The following is a 19,169-nucleotide window of genomic DNA, read 5'->3' as shown; positions in this document are numbered from 1 at the left end:
GCGTCACCGCGACTCTAACGTAACGGCTTGTTACCGACTAACGCCAATGAGCCAGTAAATGCCGCCTAAAGGACATGACAAAACGGTGCGCCGCAGCATCCCCGGGCTGTCCAGCCTGCCACGGCCGGTGTACGGGCGCACCGAATCCTTGCCCAATCGCGCGTTGACCCGGCGCCACAGTCACCCGTGGGTGCAATTGTCTTACGCGATTTCAGGCGTGCTGGAGATCCAGACCAGCGCCGGCCGCTTTGTCGCGCCGCCGCAGCGGGCGGTGTGGATCCCGGCGGGCATGCCGCACCGCGTGTTCAGCTCGCCCCACACCGAAATGCGCAGCCTGTACCTCGATTGTAGCGTGACCGCCTGGGCCTCGGAGTGTTGCCACGTGCTGGAGGTGAGCAGCCTGTTGCGCGAATTGATCCGCAGCTTCAGCGAGCTGCCGGTGGAATATGCCGAGGACGGTCCCGAGGGGCGCCTGGCCCAAGTGGTACTCGACCAACTCGCCGCCGCGCCCCAGGTGGACTTGATGCTGCCACTGCCCCTCGACCCACGTTTACGACAGATCTACCGCAGCTTGAACCTGCGCCCGGAGCAGCAGACCACACTGGGGCAATGGAGCGAAAAACTGGGGCTTAGCGAAAAGACGCTCAGCCGCTTGTTTTTGAGGGATACCGGCCTGACCTTCCGCGCCTGGCGCCAGCGCCTACGCCTGCTGAGCGCCCTGCCCGCCCTGGAGCAAGGCGAGCGCGTGACGGATGTGGCGCTGGGGTGTGGGTATGAGTCGACGTCGGCGTTTATCAATGCGTTTCGCCAGCAGTTTGATGCGACGCCGGGGGAGTTCTTTCGGTGAGGCCTCAGGTACTGAAGGTCGAATGTGGGCGGGGGCGATTCACACAATCAAAAGCGCAGATCAACAGACCGCTGACTTCGTCAGTGAAAAGGATGTAAAAGCCAGATCAAAAGCAGAGCAAAAGCAGAGCAAAAGCAGAGCAAAAGCAGAGCAAAAGCAGAGCAAAAGCAGAGCAAAAGCAGAGCAAAAGCAGAGCAAAAGCAGAGCAAAAGCAGAGCAAAAGCAGAGCAAAAGCAGGACAGCAGGCTAGGACCTATCTGTCTGATCTATGGAGATCAAACTGTGGGAGGGGGCTTGCTCCCGATAGCAGTGGGTCAGTCACAGCTGCATCAACTGACACACCCTCATCGGGAGCAAGCCCCCTCCCACATTTGGACGGAGTTGGAGCTGAGAACCCGGTCGGCTCTAAGGCCGCCGCGGCCTTGCTTTTGATCTGAAATCGCCCCGTCAACCACGATGGCCGGAATTCGACATTGATTTGGGGGGTAAACCGGCAGGGATGCCGGTTTAGCGGCCCTGCGCCATGGACGGCGCGTGGCGGCGGCCCCCCAAATCAATGTCGGATTACGGGCACACCGAGCCTAGGCGAGTTGCCGAGTGGTGGGGCGAAGGCCTTTTGGTTACTTTTGGCTGGGCTGGCATGCCGGCCTTTACAAAAAAGACCTGCTGTAAGAGCAGAACCCTAGGCGGCCGTTACCGCAGCAACGGATATGTACTCAGCCAGCAAAAGTTGGGATTTTTCTGTTAGAACCCAGCGTCTGGTTTTGGGGCTGCTGCGCAGCCCAACGCGGGGCAAGCCCGCTCACCACAGGGTCATGTGTCAGCCTCTAGGAATTATGTGAGGCTCAGGGAGTTGTGTCAGCCTCTGGGATTTATGTAAGGCTCTGGGAGTTGTTTCAGCTTCTGGGAGTTGTGTAGAGACCCATACTCATCGCCCCCCTCCCAGCAAGTTTCGGTGATCAACCCACGCAACATGCCTGGCACCAGCCCGCTCTGCGTGGAAATGCTGTTCCACACTTCGCACGGCTGCTATTGTGCCGCGCTTTGAAAAACGGCCACCGACCCGCGAGGAAATGCACGTTGAACACTGACGAAAAAATGACTGGGGACCTGTTCGAAGTGGATAAGCGTCTGTCACTCAAGCCCGTGGTGGACTTCAACGCCTACCTGCGCAGCGCCTTCGGTGACGGCCCGTGCACCTGCATCCGCTGCAGTGCCAGCGGTGGCGATGAAAGCGGCTATGAGTTCCAGCACACTTTCAACTTCGACAGTAAACCGACCCAACGCCGCTTTGCCTCCACAGCGGGCAGTGATGTACTGATGGCGCTGAAGAAGGCATGGTTGTCGTACTCCAAGGCCGAGTTGCCGCTCAGTGGCGTGTTGGCACTGGATACGGTCAAGGAATTTGTCGAGCCACAGCTGCACAAGCGCTTGGCCCCATTGTTCCTCGCCAGCGGCTTGGTCAAGGAAGTCGACGGCGAGCTCCATCTGCAACCGCAAGCGGCCGCCTGACCTTTCAGCTCGGGGCGGCAGCTGATCAGCAGTCACCCCGACGCTGGGCCAGAAGGCGGTCCACCACCTACCGCAGACAGGCGTGCGTGTCGGCGACACTGGCTTGGGCGGCGTCAGAACAAGCGCGTAACGGTGAGCGCGACCACGGCGATACGCTCCACGCGCTCATACCCCGGTTTGTCGAGTTCTTCGCCGAACACATCCGGGTCAAGTTCGCGATAGGTCCAGCCCACTGCATCGCTGCCCAATAAAGGCATGACCGCCTTCAGGAAAGGGTCTTCCCCGGCGACGATCGCCACCCCGGTGTACAGCACCAGACTGCCGCCCAAGGCCAGGCGTGGGAGCGACTCGCCGACAATACGCACCGACAGTTCCTCACCCAGCGCCCCGCCGCCATGCCGATAGGCGCGTTGGCGGTCATCGTTCATATAGGGTGGGTTGGCGACGATCAAATCGAACTCGCCTTGGACGCTGCCCAGCACATCACTATGGTAAGCGCTGACGTTGACCAGCCCCGCCAACTCGGCATTCACCGCCGTGAGGCGCAAGGCGCGCGGGTTGATATCCACCGCCAACACTTCGGCGTCGGGCCGCGCACGGGCGATCATCAGCGCGCCCACACCTGCGCCGCAGCCGATATCCACCGCGCGCTTAATCGGCTCGAAACGCTGCTGCAGATGAGCCTCGATCAGTTGCGCGAAACGGTAACTGTCCGGCCCGAAAAACACCGCATCCGCCTGTGTGGTGGGATACGCCGAATGGGCGAACAACAGATCACTCAGGCTCGACCACCGCACCGTGCTGCGCCACAGCGAATCGTGCTGCTCGACTACATCGGCTTGCTGCAATTCTTCGCGAAAGGCATCAGGTAACAGCCCGTGATCAAACGGCATGGACCAGCCGAACACGTCACGCAGGTCCACCGCCAGCGGCGTCCCCAGACGCTGGTAAAACCGTTCATGGGTCAACGGCGTCGGCGTGATGAAACGGTAGCCGTTTTCCTTCAAGCCCCGGCCCAGGTTCAGCAGGGCGCGATCAGCGAGTTGTTGCGCAGACATGGGTGAATTCCTTAGCGCAGACGTGCGCGCAGTTGGATAAATCGGCGAGTCGCATACAACCCGGCAGGCGTGCAGTGGCGGCGTGCCGAGAGCCAGGGCAACAGTGCGGTGAGCTGCTGCTCATCGGGCAAATTCCACAACGAATCCACCAGCGCCTGAATATCCGGGTCGGCCGGGCGATGGTGCTCGCGGGAAGTCCGGCTGCCGCGCCCCGGCCGTACGGGCGCGATGCGCTCGCCGCTGATCCAGTCGCCGGCGATCCAGTCATGCAGCACCTGTTTCTCATAGCCGCTGAACACACCGAACATCGCAGCGCCAGCCCCCTCGATCAATTGCCAGAAGCGGCTGTCGGCCGGGTCCTGGTGGCGCTTGATCCAGCCCTTGTCTTCCATCGCCTTGAGAAACGCGCCGGCCTGGCCCGGCTGGGCCAGCCACTGGTTGACAGTCTTGCCCTCGAAGCGGCAGTAGTCCGAATGCATGTGCTGGCCGAAGGTGCGCTTGCGTTCGAGCATGGCGACCACCTCGTCGTGCAGATCAAACGCGTCGATCACCGCCAGCGTGCCAGGGCCAAGATCGTTAAGGCGATAACCCTCGGCAACGCGCCGGTAGAACTCCGCACGGCCCTCCCCCAGCGGCAGCAGGCTGAGCACCGACTGCGCCGCCTTGCACGCATGGCCACTGCTGGCGTTGTCGATGGTGACGTGGAGAGTGAAGTAATACGGGTCAATCCCCAGCTCGCTCAATTCGTAGGCGGTGATCAGCAGGTGCAGCGGTAGCTGCTCATAGCCGAGGTTGTAGCCGATGATTTCCGGCAAAAACGCTTCGGCACACAGTCCCAGCGCCAGCTGCAGAGCACCCTGCTGGTAGTGGGCGTCGTCGAGGCCGGCGTCGCTGTCGGCGTCGTGATCGCTGAGCAATTTGCGGTAGATCAGCACATGGTTCTGCGCCGCTTCGCCGTCGCCCAATTCTTCCAGGTAAGTGGTGAGCAGGCCGTCGAACCGCGGATCCTGCCAATAGCGCAGCAAACCGTTGAGCCAGGCGCCGTCGACCTGTTTGGTCGGCGCCACGCGTTGCAGGAAATACAACGCCTGAGCTTTGTTCTGGAAGTAGCGCCTTGGATGGCCTTGCTGGCGTTGTTCCAAGTACCCGGCGTAGGCCTGGGCGACATCGGCACACCGCTGCTCGATCCAGGCCGACAATTCTTCAGGCAATGGCGGCAGCTCGGACGACGCCTCGCGCACCTGGCTCAATTGCCCTTGCAGAAACGCCCGCGCAGCCTCTTCAGCGCCCGGAGCTTCGCGATAGAGCTGCTGGTAAACCCCGCGATACTGGCCGTGAACCGGGTGGGTGATAGAGGCCGGTTGGCCCGACAGCGCTGTAAGTAGCGTCATGATGGCAGTTTCCGCAAAGTCCGATACAACCAGGCCTCCCGACAAGGAGGCCCCGCAAGAGCGCTGAAAACCACACGCTTCTAAAATGCAGAACCTGCGGGTATGCGGAAAATTCAATCAGGGTTGGCAAGGTACGGATCAGCGGCGATGGTCAGTTGTTCTGACCGCCATGGAGTTCGGTTCGAATGGCGCCGAGAGGCACTGATAGATGTGGCGAGGGAGCCGCCCCCGTTGGGCCGCGAAGCGCCCCCAAAAATGAGGCGGCTGCGCAGTCCAACGGGAGCAAGCTCCCTCGTCACAGAAATCCAGCAGACCTGTTATTTACGCGCCGCCTCCCACGACTTGAGCAGGTCGCCGTAGCTCACGGTCTCGCCTTTTGGCTTCTCGTTCGCCAGTTTCGGTTTCGGTGCGCCCGGTTGGTCGAACCAGTATTGCGCGTCACGCTCGGGGTTCATTTTCGGGCCGCACACCGGTTGCACTTTGGAGCGTTCCAGGCGCGTCATGATCGCGTCCTGCTCCTTGGCCAGGTTGTCCAGCGCCTGTTGCGGGGTTTTCTCGCCGCTGGCGGCCGAGGCGATGTTGCTCCACCACAGTTGCGCCAGACGTGGGTAGTCCGGCACGTTGGTGCCGGTCGGTGACCACTCGGTGCGCGCCGGGCTGCGGTAGAACTCCACCAGACCGCCGAGTTTGGGGGCCATGTCGGTCATGGCCTGGGAGTTGATGTCGGACTCACGAATCGGCGTCAAACCCACGATGGTTTTTTTCAGCGAGACGGTTTTCGAGGTCACGAACTGCGCGTAGAGCCAGGCCGCGAGTTTTTGCTTCTCAGGCGTGGATTTGAGGAAGGTCCAGGAGCCTACGTCCTGATAGCCCTTCTTCATGCCCTTTTCCCAGTAAGGTCCCACAGGCGACGGCGCCATGCGCCATTTCGGCGTGCCGTCGGCATTCACCACCGGCAAGCCCGGTTTGACCATGTCGGCGGTGAACGCGGTGTACCAGAAGATCTGCTGGGCGATGTTGCCTTGGGACGGCACCGGCCCCGACTCGGAGAAGGTCATGCCCGCCGCTTCCGGTGGCGCATAGGCTTTCATCCAGTCCACATATTTCTGCGTGGCAAACACCGCGGCCGGGCCGTTGGTGTCGCCGCCGCGGGTCACGCTGGAGCCCACCGGATGGCAGTCCTCCACGCGAATGCCCCACTCGTCCACCGGCAAGCCGTTGGGCAGGCCTTTGTCGCCGCCGCCGGCCATGGAGAACCAGGCATCGGTGAAGCGCCAGCCCAGGGACGGGTCTTTCTTGCCGTAGTCCATGTGCCCGTAGATGCGCTTGCCGTCGATTTCCTTGACGTCTTCGCTGAAGAATTTGGCGATGTCTTCATAGGCCGACCAGTTCACCGGCACGCCGAGGTCGTAGCCGTATTTCTCCTTGAACTTGGCTTTGAGCTCCGGGCGCTCGAACCAGTCGGCGCGGAACCAATAAAGGTTGGCGAATTGCTGGTCGGGCAGCTGGTAGATCTTGCCGTCCGGCGCGGTGGTGAAGGACAGGCCGATAAAGTCTTTGAGGTCGAGGGTCGGCGAGGTGAAGTCCTTGCCTTCGTTGGCCATCAGGTCGGTGATGGATTCGGTCTTGCCATAGCGAAAGTGCGTACCGATCAAGTCGGAATCGTTGACCCAGCCGTCATAGATGTTCTTGTCCGACTGCATCTGGGTTTGCAGCTTCTCGACCACGTCGCCTTCCTGAAGCAGGTCGTGGGTCAGCTTGATCCCGGTGATTTCACTGAAGGCCTTGGCCAGCACCTTGGATTCATACTCGTGGGTGGTGAGGGTTTCCGACACCACGTTGATCTTCATCCCACGGAACGGTTCCGAGGCCTTGATAAACCACTTGAGCTCCTCAAGCTGCTGCTCAGCCGTGAGCGTGGACGGTTTGAACTCGCTGCCGATCCATTTTTTCGCGGCATCTTCGTACGCATCGGCCCAAGCCGTGGCGCTCAAACCGCTGAGGGCCAGTACGGCAGCCAATGAAATGCTATGTCGCAGCTTATTGTTCTTATTCAACATAGAGACCTCCAGGTTGTTTATTTATAAGGGCATCAACCCCAACGCATCACACTCAACAGCCATACCAGGGAGAGCGCGGACGCCACCCAGATGCTCCAGTCGGTAACGCCGATAACCAGCAAATGCAGGTAGGCGCTGCCGAGAAGACCGATAAACAAGCGATCACCACGGGTGGTGCTGATCGGTAACAAACCGCGCCGGGGGATGCTCGGCGAACGCAGTTCCCAAGTGGTCATGCCCGCCAGAATCAGGGCGATGCCGCCAAAGAACAGTGCAGTGGGGGTGGTCCAGGCCATCCATTCCATCATCGACTCCTCAGACCCGGCCCAGGGCAAAGCCCTTGGCCACGTGGTTGCGAACAAACCAGATCACCAGCATGCCCGGCAGGATGGTCAACACCCCCGCCGCTGCCAGCACGCCCCAATCGATACCCGAGGCCGACACCGTGCGCGTCATCACCGCTGCGATGGGCTTGGCGTTGACCGACGTCAGGGTGCGCGCCAGGAGCAGCTCGACCCAGGAAAACATAAAGCAGAAAAACGCAGTCACACCGATGCCGGAGCCGATCAACGGGATAAAAATCTTCACGAAGAACTTCGGAAACGAGTAGCCGTCGATGTAGGCGGTTTCGTCGATTTCCTTGGGCACGCCGGACATGAAGCCTTCGAGGATCCACACCGCCAACGGCACGTTAAAAAGGCAGTGAGCCAGGGCTACAGCGATGTGCGTGTCGAACAAACCGATGGATGAATACAGCTGGAAGAACGGCAGCAAGAACACCGCCGGCGGCGCCATGCGGTTGGTCAGCAGCCAGAAGAACAGGTGCTTATCCCCCAGGAAACGATAGCGCGAGAACGCATACGCCGCCGGCAGCGCCACACTCAGGGAAATCACCGTGTTCAGGCTTACGTAGTACAGCGAGTTGAGGTAGCCGGTGTACCAACTGGGGTCGGTGAAGATCACCTTGTAGTTCGCCAGGGTGAAATCCTGGGGAAACAACGTGAGCCCGCCGAGGATTTCGGTGTTGCTCTTGAAGGACATGTTCAACAGCCAGTAGATCGGCACCAGCAGGAACAGGATGTAGATCAGCAGCGGAATAAGCTTGCGTTTGCTCATGTCAGCGGCCTCAGCGGTTGGCGTCAGAGTGGGTCATGGCGGTGTAGAACAGCCAGGACACCAACAAGATGATCAGGAAATACACCAGGGAAAACGCCGCCGCCGGGCCTAGGTCGAATTGACCTACAGCCATCTGGGTCAACGTCTGACTCAGGAAAGTGGTGGCGTTACCCGGTCCACCGCCGGTCAGGACGAAGGGCTCGGTGTAGATCATGAAGCTGTCCATAAACCGCAGCATTACCGCGATCAGCAGCACGCTTTTCATCTTGGGCAGTTGGATATGTCGGAAGACTGCCCAGGCCGATGCACGATCAATCCGCGCGGCCTGGTAGTACACGTCCGGAATCGCCCGCAACCCCGAATAGCACAGCAGCGCGACCAGTGAGGTCCAGTGCCATACGTCCATCACCAGCACGGTCACCCAGGCATCCGCCGTATTGGCCGCGTAGTTGTAGCTGATGCCCATGGCGTTGAGGCTGTAACCCAGCAGGCCAATGTCAGCACGGCCGAAGATCTGCCAGATGGTGCCCACCACGTTCCACGGGATCAGCAGTGGGATCGCCAACACGATCAGTACCAGGGACGACCAACGGCCCTTGGTCGGCATGGTCAGGGCGATGGCGATGCCCAGGGGTATTTCGATCAACAGCACGCAGGCCGAATAGATGAACTGGCGCAGCAGGGAGTCGTGCAGCCGCGGGTCGAGCAATACCTGCTTGTACCAATCGGCGCCGACGAAATAGCGGCTGGATTGGTCGAAAATGTCCTGCACCGAATAGTTGACCACGGTCATCATCGGGATCACCGCGCTGAACGCCACCAGCAGGAAAACCGGCAGCACCAACCACCAGGCCTTGTTGTTCTGCACCTTGTTCATGGCAGCACCTCCAGCAGGTAATCGTCGGCGTAGAGCATCAGCCATTGCGCGGGAAAGCTGATGGAGGCCGTGCCTTCGGGCACCGGTTTGTCTTCGGCCAAACGCACTTTCAAGGTGGCGCCATCAAGCTTGAGCGTCATGATCTTGTAGGTGCCGAGGTCTTCCAGATGTGTGACATCGGCCTGCATGGCGTCGGGGTTGTACTCGTCCCACACGTGGATAAATTCCGGGCGGATGCCCACCTGCAATTTCTTGTAGTCCGTGCTGGCGATGCGTTGTTGCAACGCCTCGGGCAATGGCAAGTGGGTGCCGGCAAACCGCACCCCGCCCGCCTCGGCCTGCACTTCGATCAGATTCATCCCAGGGCTGCCGATGAAATAGCCGACAAACGTGTGGCTAGGCCGCTCGAACAATTGCCGTGGCGTGCCGAATTGCACGATCTGCCCGCCATACATCACCGCGATCTTGTCGGCAAAGGTGGAAGCCTCCAACTGGTCATGGGTGACATAGACCATGGTGATGTTGAACTGCTCATGGATCTGCTTGAGCTTGCGTCGCAGTTTCCATTTGAGGTGCGGGTCGATCACTGTCAGCGGCTCATCGAACAGGATGGCCGACACGTCGTCACGCACCAGGCCACGGCCCATGGAGACTTTCTGTTTTTCGTCAGCGGTGAGGTTGCGCGCTTTCTTGCTCAGCAGGTTTTGCAGGTCGAGGACTTCGGCGATTTCCTGCACCTTGCTGTGAATTTTCGCTTCGGCCATGCCCTGGTTTCGCAGTGGGAACGCCAGGTTGTCGAACACGGTCATGGTGTCGTACACCACGGGGAACTGGAACACCTGGGCGATGTTGCGCTTCTCGGGCGTGAGGTCGTTGACGACTTTCGTGTCAAACAACACTTGGCCTTCGGACGGGCTGAGCAGGCCGGAAATGATATTGAGCAGGGTCGACTTGCCGCAGCCCGACGGGCCGAGCAAAGCGTAGGCGCCGCCCTGTTCCCAGACGTGGTTCATTTCCCGAATCGCGTAGTCTTCGGGCCCGGTCGGCGCGGGGTTATAGCTGTGCGCCAGGTTCTGCAAATGGATCTCGGCCATCAGGCAACCCTCGCGACACGGCGCCCGGGGGCCTGGACCAAACGGCCCTGGCCATCGAACACAAACAGTTTATGGGTGGGGATATACACGCGGATCGGCGCGTCGACGTCGTACTCATGTACCCCCGGCAGGTGCAGCACCAACAGGAAGTGTTCGCTGCGCACATGCAGGAAGGTTTCCGAGCCGCTGATCTCGGCGACTTCTACGGTTACCGCCAGCTCCAGATCGTCGTCGTTGCTCGGCACCAGGCTGATATGGCTGGGGCGCACGCCAAAGCGGAATTCGCCCTCGCCGATGGGGCGCAGGTCGACGTTCAGCGGGAAGTGCACAAAATTGGCGAAACTCACCTCGTTGCCAGCAATACGCCCAGGCATCAGGTTGATCGGTGGCTCGGAAAACAGCTCGGCGGCGAGCACCGTCTGTGGCTGGTGGTAGACCTCCGCGGCCTTGCCGCTCTGGATCACCCGGCCTTCGTGCAGGATGGTGGTGGTGCCACCCAGGGCCAGGGCTTCGTTGGGTTCGGTGGTGGCGTAAATCGCTATGGTGTGGCGGGCCTGGAACAGCTCGCGCATTTCCTGGCGCAGCTCTTCGCGTAGTTTGTAGTCCAAGTTCACCAGCGGCTCGTCGAACAGGATCAGTTCGGCATCCTTGACCAACGCGCGGGCCATGGCCGTGCGTTGCTGCTGGCCACCGGACAGCTCCAGCGGGTGGCGCTGGAGGAACTTCTCGATGCGCAGCATCCTGGCGGTTTCCAGCACCTTGCTCTGGATCACCTCGTTGGACACACCGGCCTGCCGCAACGGCGAGGCGATATTTTCGAACACGGTCATGGTCGGGTAGTTGATGAACTGCTGATACACCATCGACACGTTGCGCAGGCGCACCGGCTTGTGGGTGACGTCGACGCCGTTCATCAGGATGCGACCGCTGTCGGGTTTGTCCAGGCCGGCCATCAAGCGCATCAGGCTGGTCTTGCCGGACAGGGTGCGACCGAGCAGCACGTTAAAGGAACCGGGTTCGAAACGCAGGGTGGCATCGTCGATCCAGGTTTGGCCTTCGACGACGCGGGAGACATGTTCCAGGGTCAATGACATGACACGACCTTTTTATTATTGGAATGAATCTGGCCAGTCGTCAGAGCGAGTTTCGTGCCAAAAACGGCAGGTGCTTGATCCACAAGGAAATGGAGTGAATGGGATGTTCGGGAGTGAACAATCGGGCTGAACAACTGAACACTCAGGGGGTTGACAATGAACAGTTCTGAACAACACTAATGGGGCCCCCGCGCCTGCGGGGCCCCATAAAAACAATAAAAACAGAAGGTCGCCCGATGGCCGAACCCTTGGCGCACGACACCATCATCCAAGACTCCTGGCGCCGTTGCCGCGCCTTCGGCCTGGACCACCAAAGCACGCCCAGCTTCGATCAATTGCCGGCCGAGGGCATCAGCCAACTGCTGGAAAGCCAGCATTCCCTGGTGCAGACCACGCACCAGGAAGTCCTGCCCTATTACGAAAACATCCTGAGCAATTCCAACTGCCTGATCATGCTGGCGGACAACCAGGGCCAGGTGTTGACCTCGTGGGGCACCCAACGCTTTATCGAGCCCAAACTGGCCCGTGGATTCAGCGCCGGTGCCAGTTGGCAGGAGCGCTCCAGCGGTACGAATGCCATCGGCACCGCGCTGGCCTGTGCCCAGGCGGTGCATATCGAACACGACGAACATTTCCTCAAGGCCAACCGTTTCATGACCGGCTCGGCGGCCCCAATCTTCGATGCTCAGCGCGAGATCATCGCGGTGTTGGATGTATCCAGCGACAGTTACCTGCCGCCCTCCCACACTCTGGGCATGGTCAAGATGATGAGCCAGACCGTTGAGAACCGGCTGATCCTCAATCTATTTCGTGGTGAGCATTTCCAACTGACCTTCAACACCGGCCTGAGCAACCTGGACAGCCAATGGGCGGGCCTGCTGATCTTTGATGAAAGTGGCCAGGTGCTGTCGGCCAACCGCCGCGCCGATAACCTGCTGGGCATCAGCCTGTCGCGGGTGATGATCGACAGCTTGTTCAAAGTGTCGCTGCTGGAGTTGCTCAACCAACCGGAGGGCTTGCCGTTTTCGTTGCAAGCGGCGGGACGCAATCGGTTTCAGTGCTTATTGAAACGCCCCAAGCAGATGCCAGTGCAGGCGCGCGTCTTCACTGAGCCTGTGGTTTCGAAACAGGCGACGATTGGTCTCAACACCCTGCATTTTGGTGATGCTCGCGTAGAAAAAGCCGTGCGCCAGGCCGAGCGTTTGCTGGAAAAAGATATCCCGCTGCTGATCCACGGCGAAACCGGCGTGGGCAAAGAAGTGTTCGTCAAAGCCCTGCACCAGGCCAGCTCCCGCAGCCAGAAGGCGTTTATCGCGGTGAACTGTGCGGCGATTCCCGCTGAGCTGGTGGAATCGGAACTGTTCGGCTACGAAAAAGGCGCGTTCACCGGCGCCAATCAAAAAGGCAGCATTGGCCTGATCCGCAAGGCCGACAAGGGCACGCTGTTTCTCGATGAGATCGGTGATATGCCACTGCCGACCCAGGCGCGCCTGCTGCGCGTGTTGCAGGAGCGTTGTGTGCAACCGGTGGGCAGCAGCGAGTTGTTCCCAGTGGATTTGCGCATCATATCGGCGACCAACCGCGCACTGCGCGAGCTGGTGCAAGCCGGGCGCTTTCGCGAGGATTTGTACTACCGCATCGGCGGCCTGACCCTGGAGTTGCCACCCTTGCGCGAGCGTACCGACAAGCAGGCGCTGTTCCAGCAACTGTGGCAACAACACCGCGAGCCCACTCAATGGGCCGGTTTGAGCGCTGAGGTGTTGGCGTTATTCGAGCAGCACCCATGGCCGGGGAATTTGCGCCAGGTCAGCAGCGTTTTGCAGGTGGCGCTGGCCATGGCCGAGGAGCAACCGATACGGGCGGAGCATCTGCCGGATGATTTTTTTGTGGATTTGAACGTGGCGCCGCCGCTGCCGACCAGTGAGTACCTGGACGACAGCATTGATCTGACCCAACGTTTGAAGGCGGCCGGCGGGAATATTTCCCACTTGGCGCGGGAACTGGGGGTGAGCCGCAATACCTTGTACAAACGCCTGCGCCAGCACTAGCGGGGCTTGATCACCACCAGCAAGTCGGTGAAGTACTCCACCTGGATCGGCAGGTTATCCGCCAAGGTCGACAGGGCCGCCGCCGTATCGTCCAGCTTGAACACGCCAGACACGCGCAGGTCGCGCAGCGCTTGTGGGTCGAAACGCACCATGCCAGGACGGTAGCTGGCCAGGGTTTGCAGTACTTCGCTCAGCGGCTGGTCGTTGACTTTGAGCAGGCCGCGAGTCCAGGCGTCCGGGTCGGCATTGCCGATCGCCTGCGCAGGCATGGCGCGGCCATGGTCGAGGACGGAACGCTGGCCGGCGGTGACCTTGACGCCTTCCTCGACCTCACCTTTAACCGCCACGGTGGACTCGATCACAGTGACCACTGTTGTGCCGTCCGGCGCACGCTTGACCAGGTAACGCGTACCCAGTGCGGTCGCCGTGCCTTGGTCGGTTCGTACCACGAACGGCCGTTGCGCATCTTTGGCCACGTCTACCCAGAGTTCGCCTTGCAGCAGCTCGATCACCCGCTGGTGGCCGTCGAACTTCACGTCCACCGCCGAGTTGCTGTTGAGCTGCAACTGGCTGCCGTCTTCGAGCGCGATCTGACGGCGCTCGCCGACGCCGGTGCGCTGGTCGGCCATCCACACCGGCAGGTGCTCCAGGCTCAGCCAACCGCAGAACACGACGCCGAGCACCCCCAGCACCTGTGCGCTGCGCGCCCGTTGCGGGGCAAATGCGCGGTTCAGGGCGAGGCGAGCCGGTTGCGCCGGCACGCTGTCGAGGCTGCCCCATAAGGCGCGCATGCGGTCGATGGCCACGGCGTGGCGCGGGTCGGCCTCGCACCAGGTAGTGAAGGCCTGACGGTCAGCGTCGGTGACATCCTCATCGTGCAGGCGCGTCAGCCAATTCGCTGCTTGCTGGATGATCTGTTCGGAGTTCATGTCAGTGGATCCGCCGCGTGCAGGCTGTGATAGCAGTGCACCAGGGCGCTGGAAATGTAGTTTTTGACGGTGCTGGGGGACACCGCCAGGCGTGCGGCGATTTCGCTGTAGGTCAACCCATCGAGGCGACTCAACAGGAACGCCTCGCGGGCCTTGGTCGGTAAACCGGCGAGCATTTCGGCGATGCGTTCCAAGGCTTGTAGCGCAACATGGATCGCCGCCGGGTCGGGCATGCCGGCGTCTTCGCACTGGATGACCAGCGCTTCCATATAGGCTTTTTCGATACGCCGACGACGGGCGCCGTCGATCAGCAGGCGCCCTGCCGTGGTGGCCAGGAAGGCCCGGGGTTCCTTGATAGCTTGCGGCTCGGCCAGCATCAGGACACGGATGAATGCGTCATGTGCCAAGTCGGCGGCGTGCTGGGAGCAACCGAGTTTCCTGCGCAGCCAGCCATGCAACCAACCATGGTGCTCGCGGTACATCGCCGTAAGGGCCTGCTGACGCGCTGAGTCGCCCAGCGCGGCCGGAATGTCATGCATGCGCAAAAAATTCTCAAATGGGAAGTGTTACCAATTGCGCAAACAATGCCAGTAAAACAGCGTTGGAGCAAGCGGGCTCACATTCTCTGAAAGCCCATTCCCACAAGTGTGTCCGCTTAGCGCCAGCTCCACGACACGCCGGTGTAGATGCCACGACCATCCGCGGGTGTAGACCGAGCAACATCCAGGCCTTTGTCGTCATAGCCCGGCGTGACCGTGTTGGCGTAACGGCGGTTAGTGAGGTTGCGCAGGTCAACCCAAGCTTGCCAATCCTGCTTTGGCGCGTCGTAGCCGAACGTTGCGCCGACGATCGTATAGGCCGCGGCGTAGTAGGAGTTGGCGTAGTCCACCGCCACCTTTGATGAATGCTCGGTGTTGAGGCTGGTGTAGAAACCGGTCGGGTGGCTGTAGCGCAGTTGCGCCTGATAGTAGTGCTTGGGGATGCCCGGCAAGGTGTTGCCACCAAAGCGCTCGTCGTCACGGTAATGGAAGTCGCTGAAGGTGTAGGCCTGGCGCAGGTCAAGCTTGCCGCTGCGGCCGCCATCCCACACCGGGCTGAGCAGGCCCAGTTCCACGCCTTGATGCACGGTGGGGCTGGCGTTGGATTCGGCAACGATGGCATTGCTGGTTGAAGTCTGGGCTTGAGTTTCTACGGTGAGCAGTTCGTGGCGCACTTCGGAGCGGTAAAGCGCCAGGTCCCACTGGCCGAGCCACGCTTCACCGCGACCGCCGACTTCCAGGGTGGTGGCGGTCTGGTTTTTCAGGCTGACGCCTTCACGCGCCAATCCGGTGGCCGGTCCGCTGCCCGCAGGGAAATACTTGTTGGAACCCCAGATCATCGACCACGCGTGCGGCGGCTCGACGGAGCGGCTGAGGTTGCCGTACACCTGCAATTGCGGGTTGAAGTCGTAACGCAGCCCGATGCGAGGCGCGTAGTCCCAATCGTGCTGGCTGAGCGGCGCCTGGCCTTCGGGATAGCTGACCTGGGTTTCGCGACGGGTGTAGATGGCGGCCAGGCCGGTGGTCAGCCACAGGTCCGGTATCAGTTCCAGGTCGTTGCCGATATGCAACACGGTGTCGGAACCGAGGTAGCTGTAGTCGCGGGTCTTGGTGCCGGGGGCGTAGCTGGCCGTGTTGCCAGCGGGAATGCGCACATACTCGGCACCGCCGTTATTGGGCATCGCCTGGGTGGTGCGCAGGCCTAGGGTGGTTTTGCTGTCGTGACCGAACACCGTGTCCTGGCGGATGTAATTGAGGGTGCTGCTGACGTCGGTGTAGGCGACTTTCAGACGGATAGTGCCCTCGCGCAGGTCCATCGGGTAATCGTGATACGCCAGGCCAACTTCAAGGCGGGAGTTGTCGTCCAGTTGCAGGGTGGTCTTGTTGGCGATCCAGGTTGAGCCGGGTTGCAGGCGCTTGGAGTCGCGAGCGGCGTTGAGGCTGTTGGCGGCACGCGGGTCGTGACTGATCTGGTCGCGGGTGAGTTTGCCGGGTGTGTCGTTGGTGGTTTCGCGGTAACGGAAATAAAAGCGGGTTTCCAGATTCGGGTTAAAGCGATAGCCGAAGTTGGCAGCCACGCCCTTGCCTGTGGCCGCGCTTTGGCGCTGGTAGCCGTCGGATTCCGAGTCGGTCAGGCTGATGTAGTAGTCCGCATCCCCCAGCACCTGCCCCGAACTGATCTCGCGCTGGGCGTAGCCACGACTGCCCGCCTCATAGCGCACCTGCAGCTTGGGTGCGTCGTAGCCGGTTCGGGTCACGTAGTTGACCGCGCCACCGAGCGCCAGGGCGCCCTGATCAAAACCGTTGGCGCCGCGTAACACCTCGACCCGGCTTTGCCATAACGGATCCTTGAGCTCATAAGGTGTGCCACCGGGGCCGGTCAGCGGCAGCCCATCGAACATCTCGTAGAGCCCCGACGCATGGGAGCCAGGGCTGCGGTTGAGGCCCGAACCGCGAATGGACAGCTTCACCCCTTCGTTATTCGCCGCCTTGGCGTACACCCCCGGCTGGTACTTGAACACATCTTCGTTGGTGCTCACCCGCCCCTGCTGCACGCTGCTCATGTCGATGTAATTGGTGGCGCCGGGCACGCTCTTGAGCTGCGCCTGGGCGACTTCTCCAGCCGTGGCTTCAGCGGTGGTGACTTCGACCGGTGCCAGCTGCAAGTTTTCGGCATGCACCAGCGAGCTTAAGGTCAGGGCGGCAAACAGGAATGGAGGTTGGCGCAGCAGCATGGGTGAGTCCTTGAAATGCGGGGGCGTGACGGCTGGGCCGTCACGCGAACAGTGATGGGAAGCCAGCGATGATCACCAAGTCACGCCTTTTTAATGGACCAGACCCTTCCCACAACACCTTCGGACCCACTTTCTTTTTAAGTCCAAAAACGAATTAACACATGCAAACTCAGTATTTAAAGAAATAACCACTAACCATTATTGTGGAGCCACTGAGTCACCTAAGAGATCACCCCGATGCCAACATCCGCGAACGTCATTGACTTTACCCTTCACCGCAAACGCCGCCAGGCCCGCGCAGCGGCTGAGTTGATGTGGACGATGTACGCGGCACGCGCAGGGTTGGCGGTGTTTACCAACCACGCTGCGACGCCCAGCGATACCCGCCGGGCGTAGGCCGATGAATTTCCTGCATGTGCTTCCCGAACCTCCCGCCCCCCTACCCAAACCTACTACGGACGACGATGTAATCAGCCTGTGCGTCGCCCATAACCTGCAACGCCTGCGCAGCAAGCGCCACTTGTCACTGGACGGACTGGCCCGTGCCTGTGGCGTGAGCCGGGCGATGCTGGCGCAGATCGAATCCGGGCGCAGCGTGCCGTCGATCAAGGTGCTGTGCAAGATTGCCAAAGGATTGAAAGTGTCGGTGGCGGCGTTCCTGGAAGACCGCGCATTCGAAGGGGTCGAGGTGTTGCCGGCGCAACAGAGCAAACGCCTGGTGAGTGCCGATGGGGCATTTATCAGTCGAGCGTTATTTCCCTACGATACGGCGCGCCAGTCGGAGTTCTACGAGATCCGCCTGCGCGCTCTGGGTGAGGAAGTGTCCGCAGGCCATGGCCCAGGCATCCAGGAAAACCTGGTGGTCGCCCAGGGCGTATTGGAAGTCAGCGTCAATGAAGAGCGCTACTTGCTGTCTACCGGCGATTCGATCCTGTTCTACGCCGACCAGCCCCACCGCTACCGCAACCCGGCGGACAGCGAGGCGGTGGCGTTCCTGGTGATCACCTACCCAGAACGGTTGGACTGAATGCAAAACGCCCCGACTATTCGGGGCGTTTTTGGTTGCGCGGGACCTGTCAGCAGGTGCAGCACATCATTGGCATGCCGTTGCAGCTCATCATCATCGGCATGGCGCAATCGCTCATCAACTTGTTCATGAGCATGCAGCAGTTGTCCATCATGGCCATGCTCATGCCCGGCATCGGCATCATTTTGCACAGCATGCCATCGGCCTGCATCGTGCATTCCATCACGCACTTCATCATCGGCATCGACATGCCCATCGGCATCATCATCGGCATATTCATGCTCGCCATCATGGCCATGGCGTCGGCCGACAGGCACATCATCGACATATTGGCGCACTGCATCATCATCGGCATGCCGCAGTTCATCATCATCGCCATCATCTCGGCGTTGGTCTTGAACTGAGCCATGTCCATGCCGGCGGCAGGCTTCATGGTGCACATCATCGCGTCACCGGCCATTTCGCACTTCATGGTCGCCATCATCATCGGCATGCCCATCATCGGCATCATTGGCATGGCGGTGTTCATCGGCATCTGCATTGCGTTCATCATGTTCGAAACTCCGTAATCGACAGGAAATGGCTAAGTTCTGGCGCCGATTCTAGTGATGCCGGAGCGCTGCACAAGACGACGGCAGAGCAGCGGGAATGGGTGTTGCGCAGCCCGCTTAGTCAACCGCAACAGCGAAACGTAATGTGATGACCGGCATTCCGCTGTGATGACAACGGCTTGGTAAATCAAAACAGCGAAATCGATGTGATGGATATTCGAACCAGGAATACCCACCAACCTTAAGGAAATAAACGATCTAACGCTGGTTCAGAAACATCAGCCTCAGGTCCGGCTGTACTGCAATTCCAGCGTGGTGCTGATCAGGCGAGTGAAGATGGTGAGTATCTCGATCATTTGCGGGTTTTCCAGTTTTTTGGGGAGTACGTCCAAGGCGCATAGGGTGCCGAAGACGCTGCCATCGGAAAAGACAATCGGCAGTGAGATATAGCTTTCGAAGCCATGTTCCCTGGGCAATGGGTTTTGCCAGAAAACCGGATCCTTGCTGGCGTGTTCGATGATGATGGGGGTGGGATTAGCACGCAGACCGTTGCACAGCGTGGCTTCAAGCTGCAATTCATAGCCGACCTCCACGCCAAAATGCAGCTCGTCGTACACCGCACATGCCACCCAATGGGTATCGGTCATTTTCGAGATCGCCGAGAAGCGCATATCCGTCAGGCGTGTAGTCAGCCGCAGAATATTGGACGCCGTTTCTATCTCGGCGATGACCGCCAGTTCTTCAGAGGTTAAAGGTTTGATAGCGCTCTCCTGATTCTCAAATAAAACCAAG

Annotated in this window: 19 protein-coding genes; 6 read left to right on the top strand and 13 right to left on the bottom strand. The window is 60.3% G+C overall.

Going from position 1 to position 19,169, the window contains the following annotated elements; translation table 11 throughout:
- Nucleotides 1–58: 58 nt before the first annotated feature.
- The 3 genes from ACVWXD_RS07425 to ACVWXD_RS07415 all read left to right on the top strand — a co-directional run bounded on the left by ACVWXD_RS07425 (nt 59) and on the right by ACVWXD_RS07415 (nt 2,359).
- Nucleotides 59–847 carry an AraC family transcriptional regulator gene (locus ACVWXD_RS07425; RefSeq protein WP_095184469.1) on the top strand — a complete coding sequence of 263 codons (789 nt, stop codon included), beginning with the start codon at nt 59–61 and terminating at the stop codon, nt 845–847.
- A complete protein-coding gene (locus tag ACVWXD_RS07420) occupies nt 798–1,097 on the top strand; it encodes a hypothetical protein (protein WP_457371605.1) in 300 nt (99 codons plus the stop codon). The genes ACVWXD_RS07425 and ACVWXD_RS07420 overlap by 50 nt, the downstream gene beginning before the upstream one ends.
- A gap of 830 nt (nt 1,098–1,927) precedes the next feature.
- Nucleotides 1,928–2,359 carry a hypothetical protein gene (locus tag ACVWXD_RS07415; protein ID WP_032889566.1) on the top strand — a complete coding sequence of 144 codons (432 nt, stop codon included), beginning with the start codon at nt 1,928–1,930 and terminating at the stop codon, nt 2,357–2,359.
- A 113-nt stretch (nt 2,360–2,472) separates the two neighbouring features.
- Here the strand turns inward: ACVWXD_RS07415 and ACVWXD_RS07410 are convergent, their stop codons facing one another.
- From ACVWXD_RS07410 to ACVWXD_RS07375, 8 genes are all read right to left on the bottom strand, one after another.
- Nucleotides 2,473–3,417 carry a class I SAM-dependent methyltransferase gene (locus ACVWXD_RS07410; RefSeq protein ID WP_260366927.1) on the bottom strand — a complete coding sequence of 315 codons (945 nt, stop codon included), beginning with the start codon at nt 3,415–3,417 and terminating at the stop codon, nt 2,473–2,475.
- 11 nt (nt 3,418–3,428) lie between these two features.
- The gene (locus ACVWXD_RS07405) at nt 3,429–4,808 is read right to left on the bottom strand and encodes an iron-containing redox enzyme family protein (protein WP_032889570.1); all 1,380 of its coding nucleotides are present in this window, start codon (nt 4,806–4,808) and stop codon (nt 3,429–3,431) included.
- Nucleotides 4,809–5,125: 317 nt separating this feature from the next.
- Complete coding sequence (locus tag ACVWXD_RS07400; protein WP_032889572.1) at nt 5,126–6,868, bottom strand: ABC transporter substrate-binding protein; 1,743 nt, start codon at nt 6,866–6,868, stop codon at nt 5,126–5,128.
- 32 nt (nt 6,869–6,900) lie between these two features.
- Nucleotides 6,901–7,173 (bottom strand): DUF2160 domain-containing protein, encoded by a 273-nt coding sequence (locus ACVWXD_RS07395; protein WP_014718862.1) that lies wholly within the window; start codon nt 7,171–7,173, stop codon nt 6,901–6,903.
- Between the two features lie 10 nt (nt 7,174–7,183).
- Nucleotides 7,184–7,984 (bottom strand): carbohydrate ABC transporter permease, encoded by an 801-nt coding sequence (locus ACVWXD_RS07390; protein ID WP_003232361.1) that lies wholly within the window; start codon nt 7,982–7,984, stop codon nt 7,184–7,186.
- Between the two features lie 10 nt (nt 7,985–7,994).
- On the bottom strand, nt 7,995–8,861 hold the full coding sequence (locus ACVWXD_RS07385) for a carbohydrate ABC transporter permease (RefSeq protein ID WP_032889576.1): 867 nt from the start codon (nt 8,859–8,861) through the stop codon (nt 7,995–7,997).
- On the bottom strand, nt 8,858–9,955 hold the full coding sequence (locus ACVWXD_RS07380) for an ABC transporter ATP-binding protein (protein WP_122822437.1): 1,098 nt from the start codon (nt 9,953–9,955) through the stop codon (nt 8,858–8,860). Before ACVWXD_RS07380 ends, ACVWXD_RS07385 begins: the two co-directional genes overlap by 4 nt.
- Nucleotides 9,955–11,049, bottom strand: coding sequence for an ABC transporter ATP-binding protein (locus ACVWXD_RS07375; RefSeq protein WP_032889580.1), 1,095 nt, complete (start codon nt 11,047–11,049; stop codon nt 9,955–9,957). The genes ACVWXD_RS07380 and ACVWXD_RS07375 overlap by 1 nt, the downstream gene beginning before the upstream one ends.
- Nucleotides 11,050–11,285: 236 nt before the next feature.
- Here ACVWXD_RS07375 and ACVWXD_RS07370 point away from each other — a divergent pair, with 236 nt between their 5' ends.
- A complete protein-coding gene (locus ACVWXD_RS07370; RefSeq protein ID WP_099601322.1) occupies nt 11,286–13,097 on the top strand; it encodes a sigma-54-dependent Fis family transcriptional regulator in 1,812 nt (603 codons plus the stop codon).
- Here ACVWXD_RS07370 and ACVWXD_RS07365 read toward each other — a convergent pair.
- The 3 genes from ACVWXD_RS07365 to ACVWXD_RS07355 all read right to left on the bottom strand — a co-directional run bounded on the left by ACVWXD_RS07365 (nt 13,094) and on the right by ACVWXD_RS07355 (nt 16,799).
- On the bottom strand, nt 13,094–14,026 hold the full coding sequence (locus ACVWXD_RS07365; protein WP_122756492.1) for a FecR family protein: 933 nt from the start codon (nt 14,024–14,026) through the stop codon (nt 13,094–13,096). The genes ACVWXD_RS07370 and ACVWXD_RS07365 overlap by 4 nt on opposite strands.
- Nucleotides 14,023–14,565, bottom strand: a complete 543-nt coding sequence (locus ACVWXD_RS07360) for a sigma-70 family RNA polymerase sigma factor (protein WP_032889583.1) — start codon at nt 14,563–14,565, stop codon at nt 14,023–14,025. Before ACVWXD_RS07360 ends, ACVWXD_RS07365 begins: the two co-directional genes overlap by 4 nt.
- Nucleotides 14,566–14,681: 116 nt before the next feature.
- The gene (locus tag ACVWXD_RS07355; RefSeq protein WP_401379900.1) at nt 14,682–16,799 is read right to left on the bottom strand and encodes a TonB-dependent receptor family protein; all 2,118 of its coding nucleotides are present in this window, start codon (nt 16,797–16,799) and stop codon (nt 14,682–14,684) included.
- 237 nt (nt 16,800–17,036) lie between these two features.
- Here ACVWXD_RS07355 and ACVWXD_RS07350 point away from each other — a divergent pair, with 237 nt between their 5' ends.
- On the top strand, nt 17,037–17,195 hold the full coding sequence (locus ACVWXD_RS07350) for a hypothetical protein (RefSeq protein WP_163033225.1): 159 nt from the start codon (nt 17,037–17,039) through the stop codon (nt 17,193–17,195).
- A 4-nt stretch (nt 17,196–17,199) separates the two neighbouring features.
- Entirely contained in the window at nt 17,200–17,826 is a 627-nt protein-coding gene (locus tag ACVWXD_RS07345; RefSeq protein ID WP_099601318.1) for a helix-turn-helix domain-containing protein, read from the top strand.
- 49 nt (nt 17,827–17,875) lie between these two features.
- Here ACVWXD_RS07345 and ACVWXD_RS07340 read toward each other — a convergent pair whose 3' ends face one another.
- Together ACVWXD_RS07340 and ACVWXD_RS07335 are read right to left on the bottom strand one after the other, a co-directional pair.
- Nucleotides 17,876–18,379 (bottom strand): hypothetical protein, encoded by a 504-nt coding sequence (locus ACVWXD_RS07340; protein WP_164440486.1) that lies wholly within the window; start codon nt 18,377–18,379, stop codon nt 17,876–17,878.
- Nucleotides 18,380–18,661: 282 nt separating this feature from the next.
- Nucleotides 18,662–19,168: a GAF domain-containing protein gene (locus ACVWXD_RS07335; protein WP_233896832.1), complete on the bottom strand. Its 507-nt coding sequence runs from the start codon at nt 19,166–19,168 to the stop codon at nt 18,662–18,664.
- Nucleotide 19,169 lies beyond the last annotated feature (1 nt).

Source organism: Pseudomonas sp. TE3911 (assembly GCF_054062775.1).
The sequence above is the reverse complement of the archived record's forward strand: the minus strand, read 5'-3'. Positions and strand labels throughout refer to the sequence as shown.

Coding starts and splice junctions, on each gene's coding strand:
- ACVWXD_RS07425 (WP_095184469.1), top strand. CDS start 59: ATGCCGCCTAAAGGACATGACAAAACGGTGCGCCGCAGCATCCCCGGG.
- ACVWXD_RS07420 (WP_457371605.1), top strand. CDS start 798: ATGCGTTTCGCCAGCAGTTTGATGCGACGCCGGGGGAGTTCTTTCGGT.
- ACVWXD_RS07410 (WP_260366927.1), bottom strand. CDS start 3,417: ATGTCTGCGCAACAACTCGCTGATCGCGCCCTGCTGAACCTGGGCCGG.
- ACVWXD_RS07405 (WP_032889570.1), bottom strand. CDS start 4,808: ATGACGCTACTTACAGCGCTGTCGGGCCAACCGGCCTCTATCACCCAC.
- ACVWXD_RS07400 (WP_032889572.1), bottom strand. CDS start 6,868: ATGTTGAATAAGAACAATAAGCTGCGACATAGCATTTCATTGGCTGCC.
- ACVWXD_RS07395 (WP_014718862.1), bottom strand. CDS start 7,173: ATGGAATGGATGGCCTGGACCACCCCCACTGCACTGTTCTTTGGCGGC.
- ACVWXD_RS07390 (WP_003232361.1), bottom strand. CDS start 7,984: ATGAGCAAACGCAAGCTTATTCCGCTGCTGATCTACATCCTGTTCCTG.
- ACVWXD_RS07385 (WP_032889576.1), bottom strand. CDS start 8,861: ATGAACAAGGTGCAGAACAACAAGGCCTGGTGGTTGGTGCTGCCGGTT.
- ACVWXD_RS07380 (WP_122822437.1), bottom strand. CDS start 9,955: ATGGCCGAGATCCATTTGCAGAACCTGGCGCACAGCTATAACCCCGCG.
- ACVWXD_RS07375 (WP_032889580.1), bottom strand. CDS start 11,049: ATGTCATTGACCCTGGAACATGTCTCCCGCGTCGTCGAAGGCCAAACC.
- ACVWXD_RS07370 (WP_099601322.1), top strand. CDS start 11,286: ATGGCCGAACCCTTGGCGCACGACACCATCATCCAAGACTCCTGGCGC.
- ACVWXD_RS07365 (WP_122756492.1), bottom strand. CDS start 14,026: ATGAACTCCGAACAGATCATCCAGCAAGCAGCGAATTGGCTGACGCGC.
- ACVWXD_RS07360 (WP_032889583.1), bottom strand. CDS start 14,565: ATGCATGACATTCCGGCCGCGCTGGGCGACTCAGCGCGTCAGCAGGCC.
- ACVWXD_RS07355 (WP_401379900.1), bottom strand. CDS start 16,799: ATGCTGCTGCGCCAACCTCCATTCCTGTTTGCCGCCCTGACCTTAAGC.
- ACVWXD_RS07350 (WP_163033225.1), top strand. CDS start 17,037: ATGCCAACATCCGCGAACGTCATTGACTTTACCCTTCACCGCAAACGC.
- ACVWXD_RS07345 (WP_099601318.1), top strand. CDS start 17,200: ATGAATTTCCTGCATGTGCTTCCCGAACCTCCCGCCCCCCTACCCAAA.
- ACVWXD_RS07340 (WP_164440486.1), bottom strand. CDS start 18,379: ATGATGAACGCAATGCAGATGCCGATGAACACCGCCATGCCAATGATG.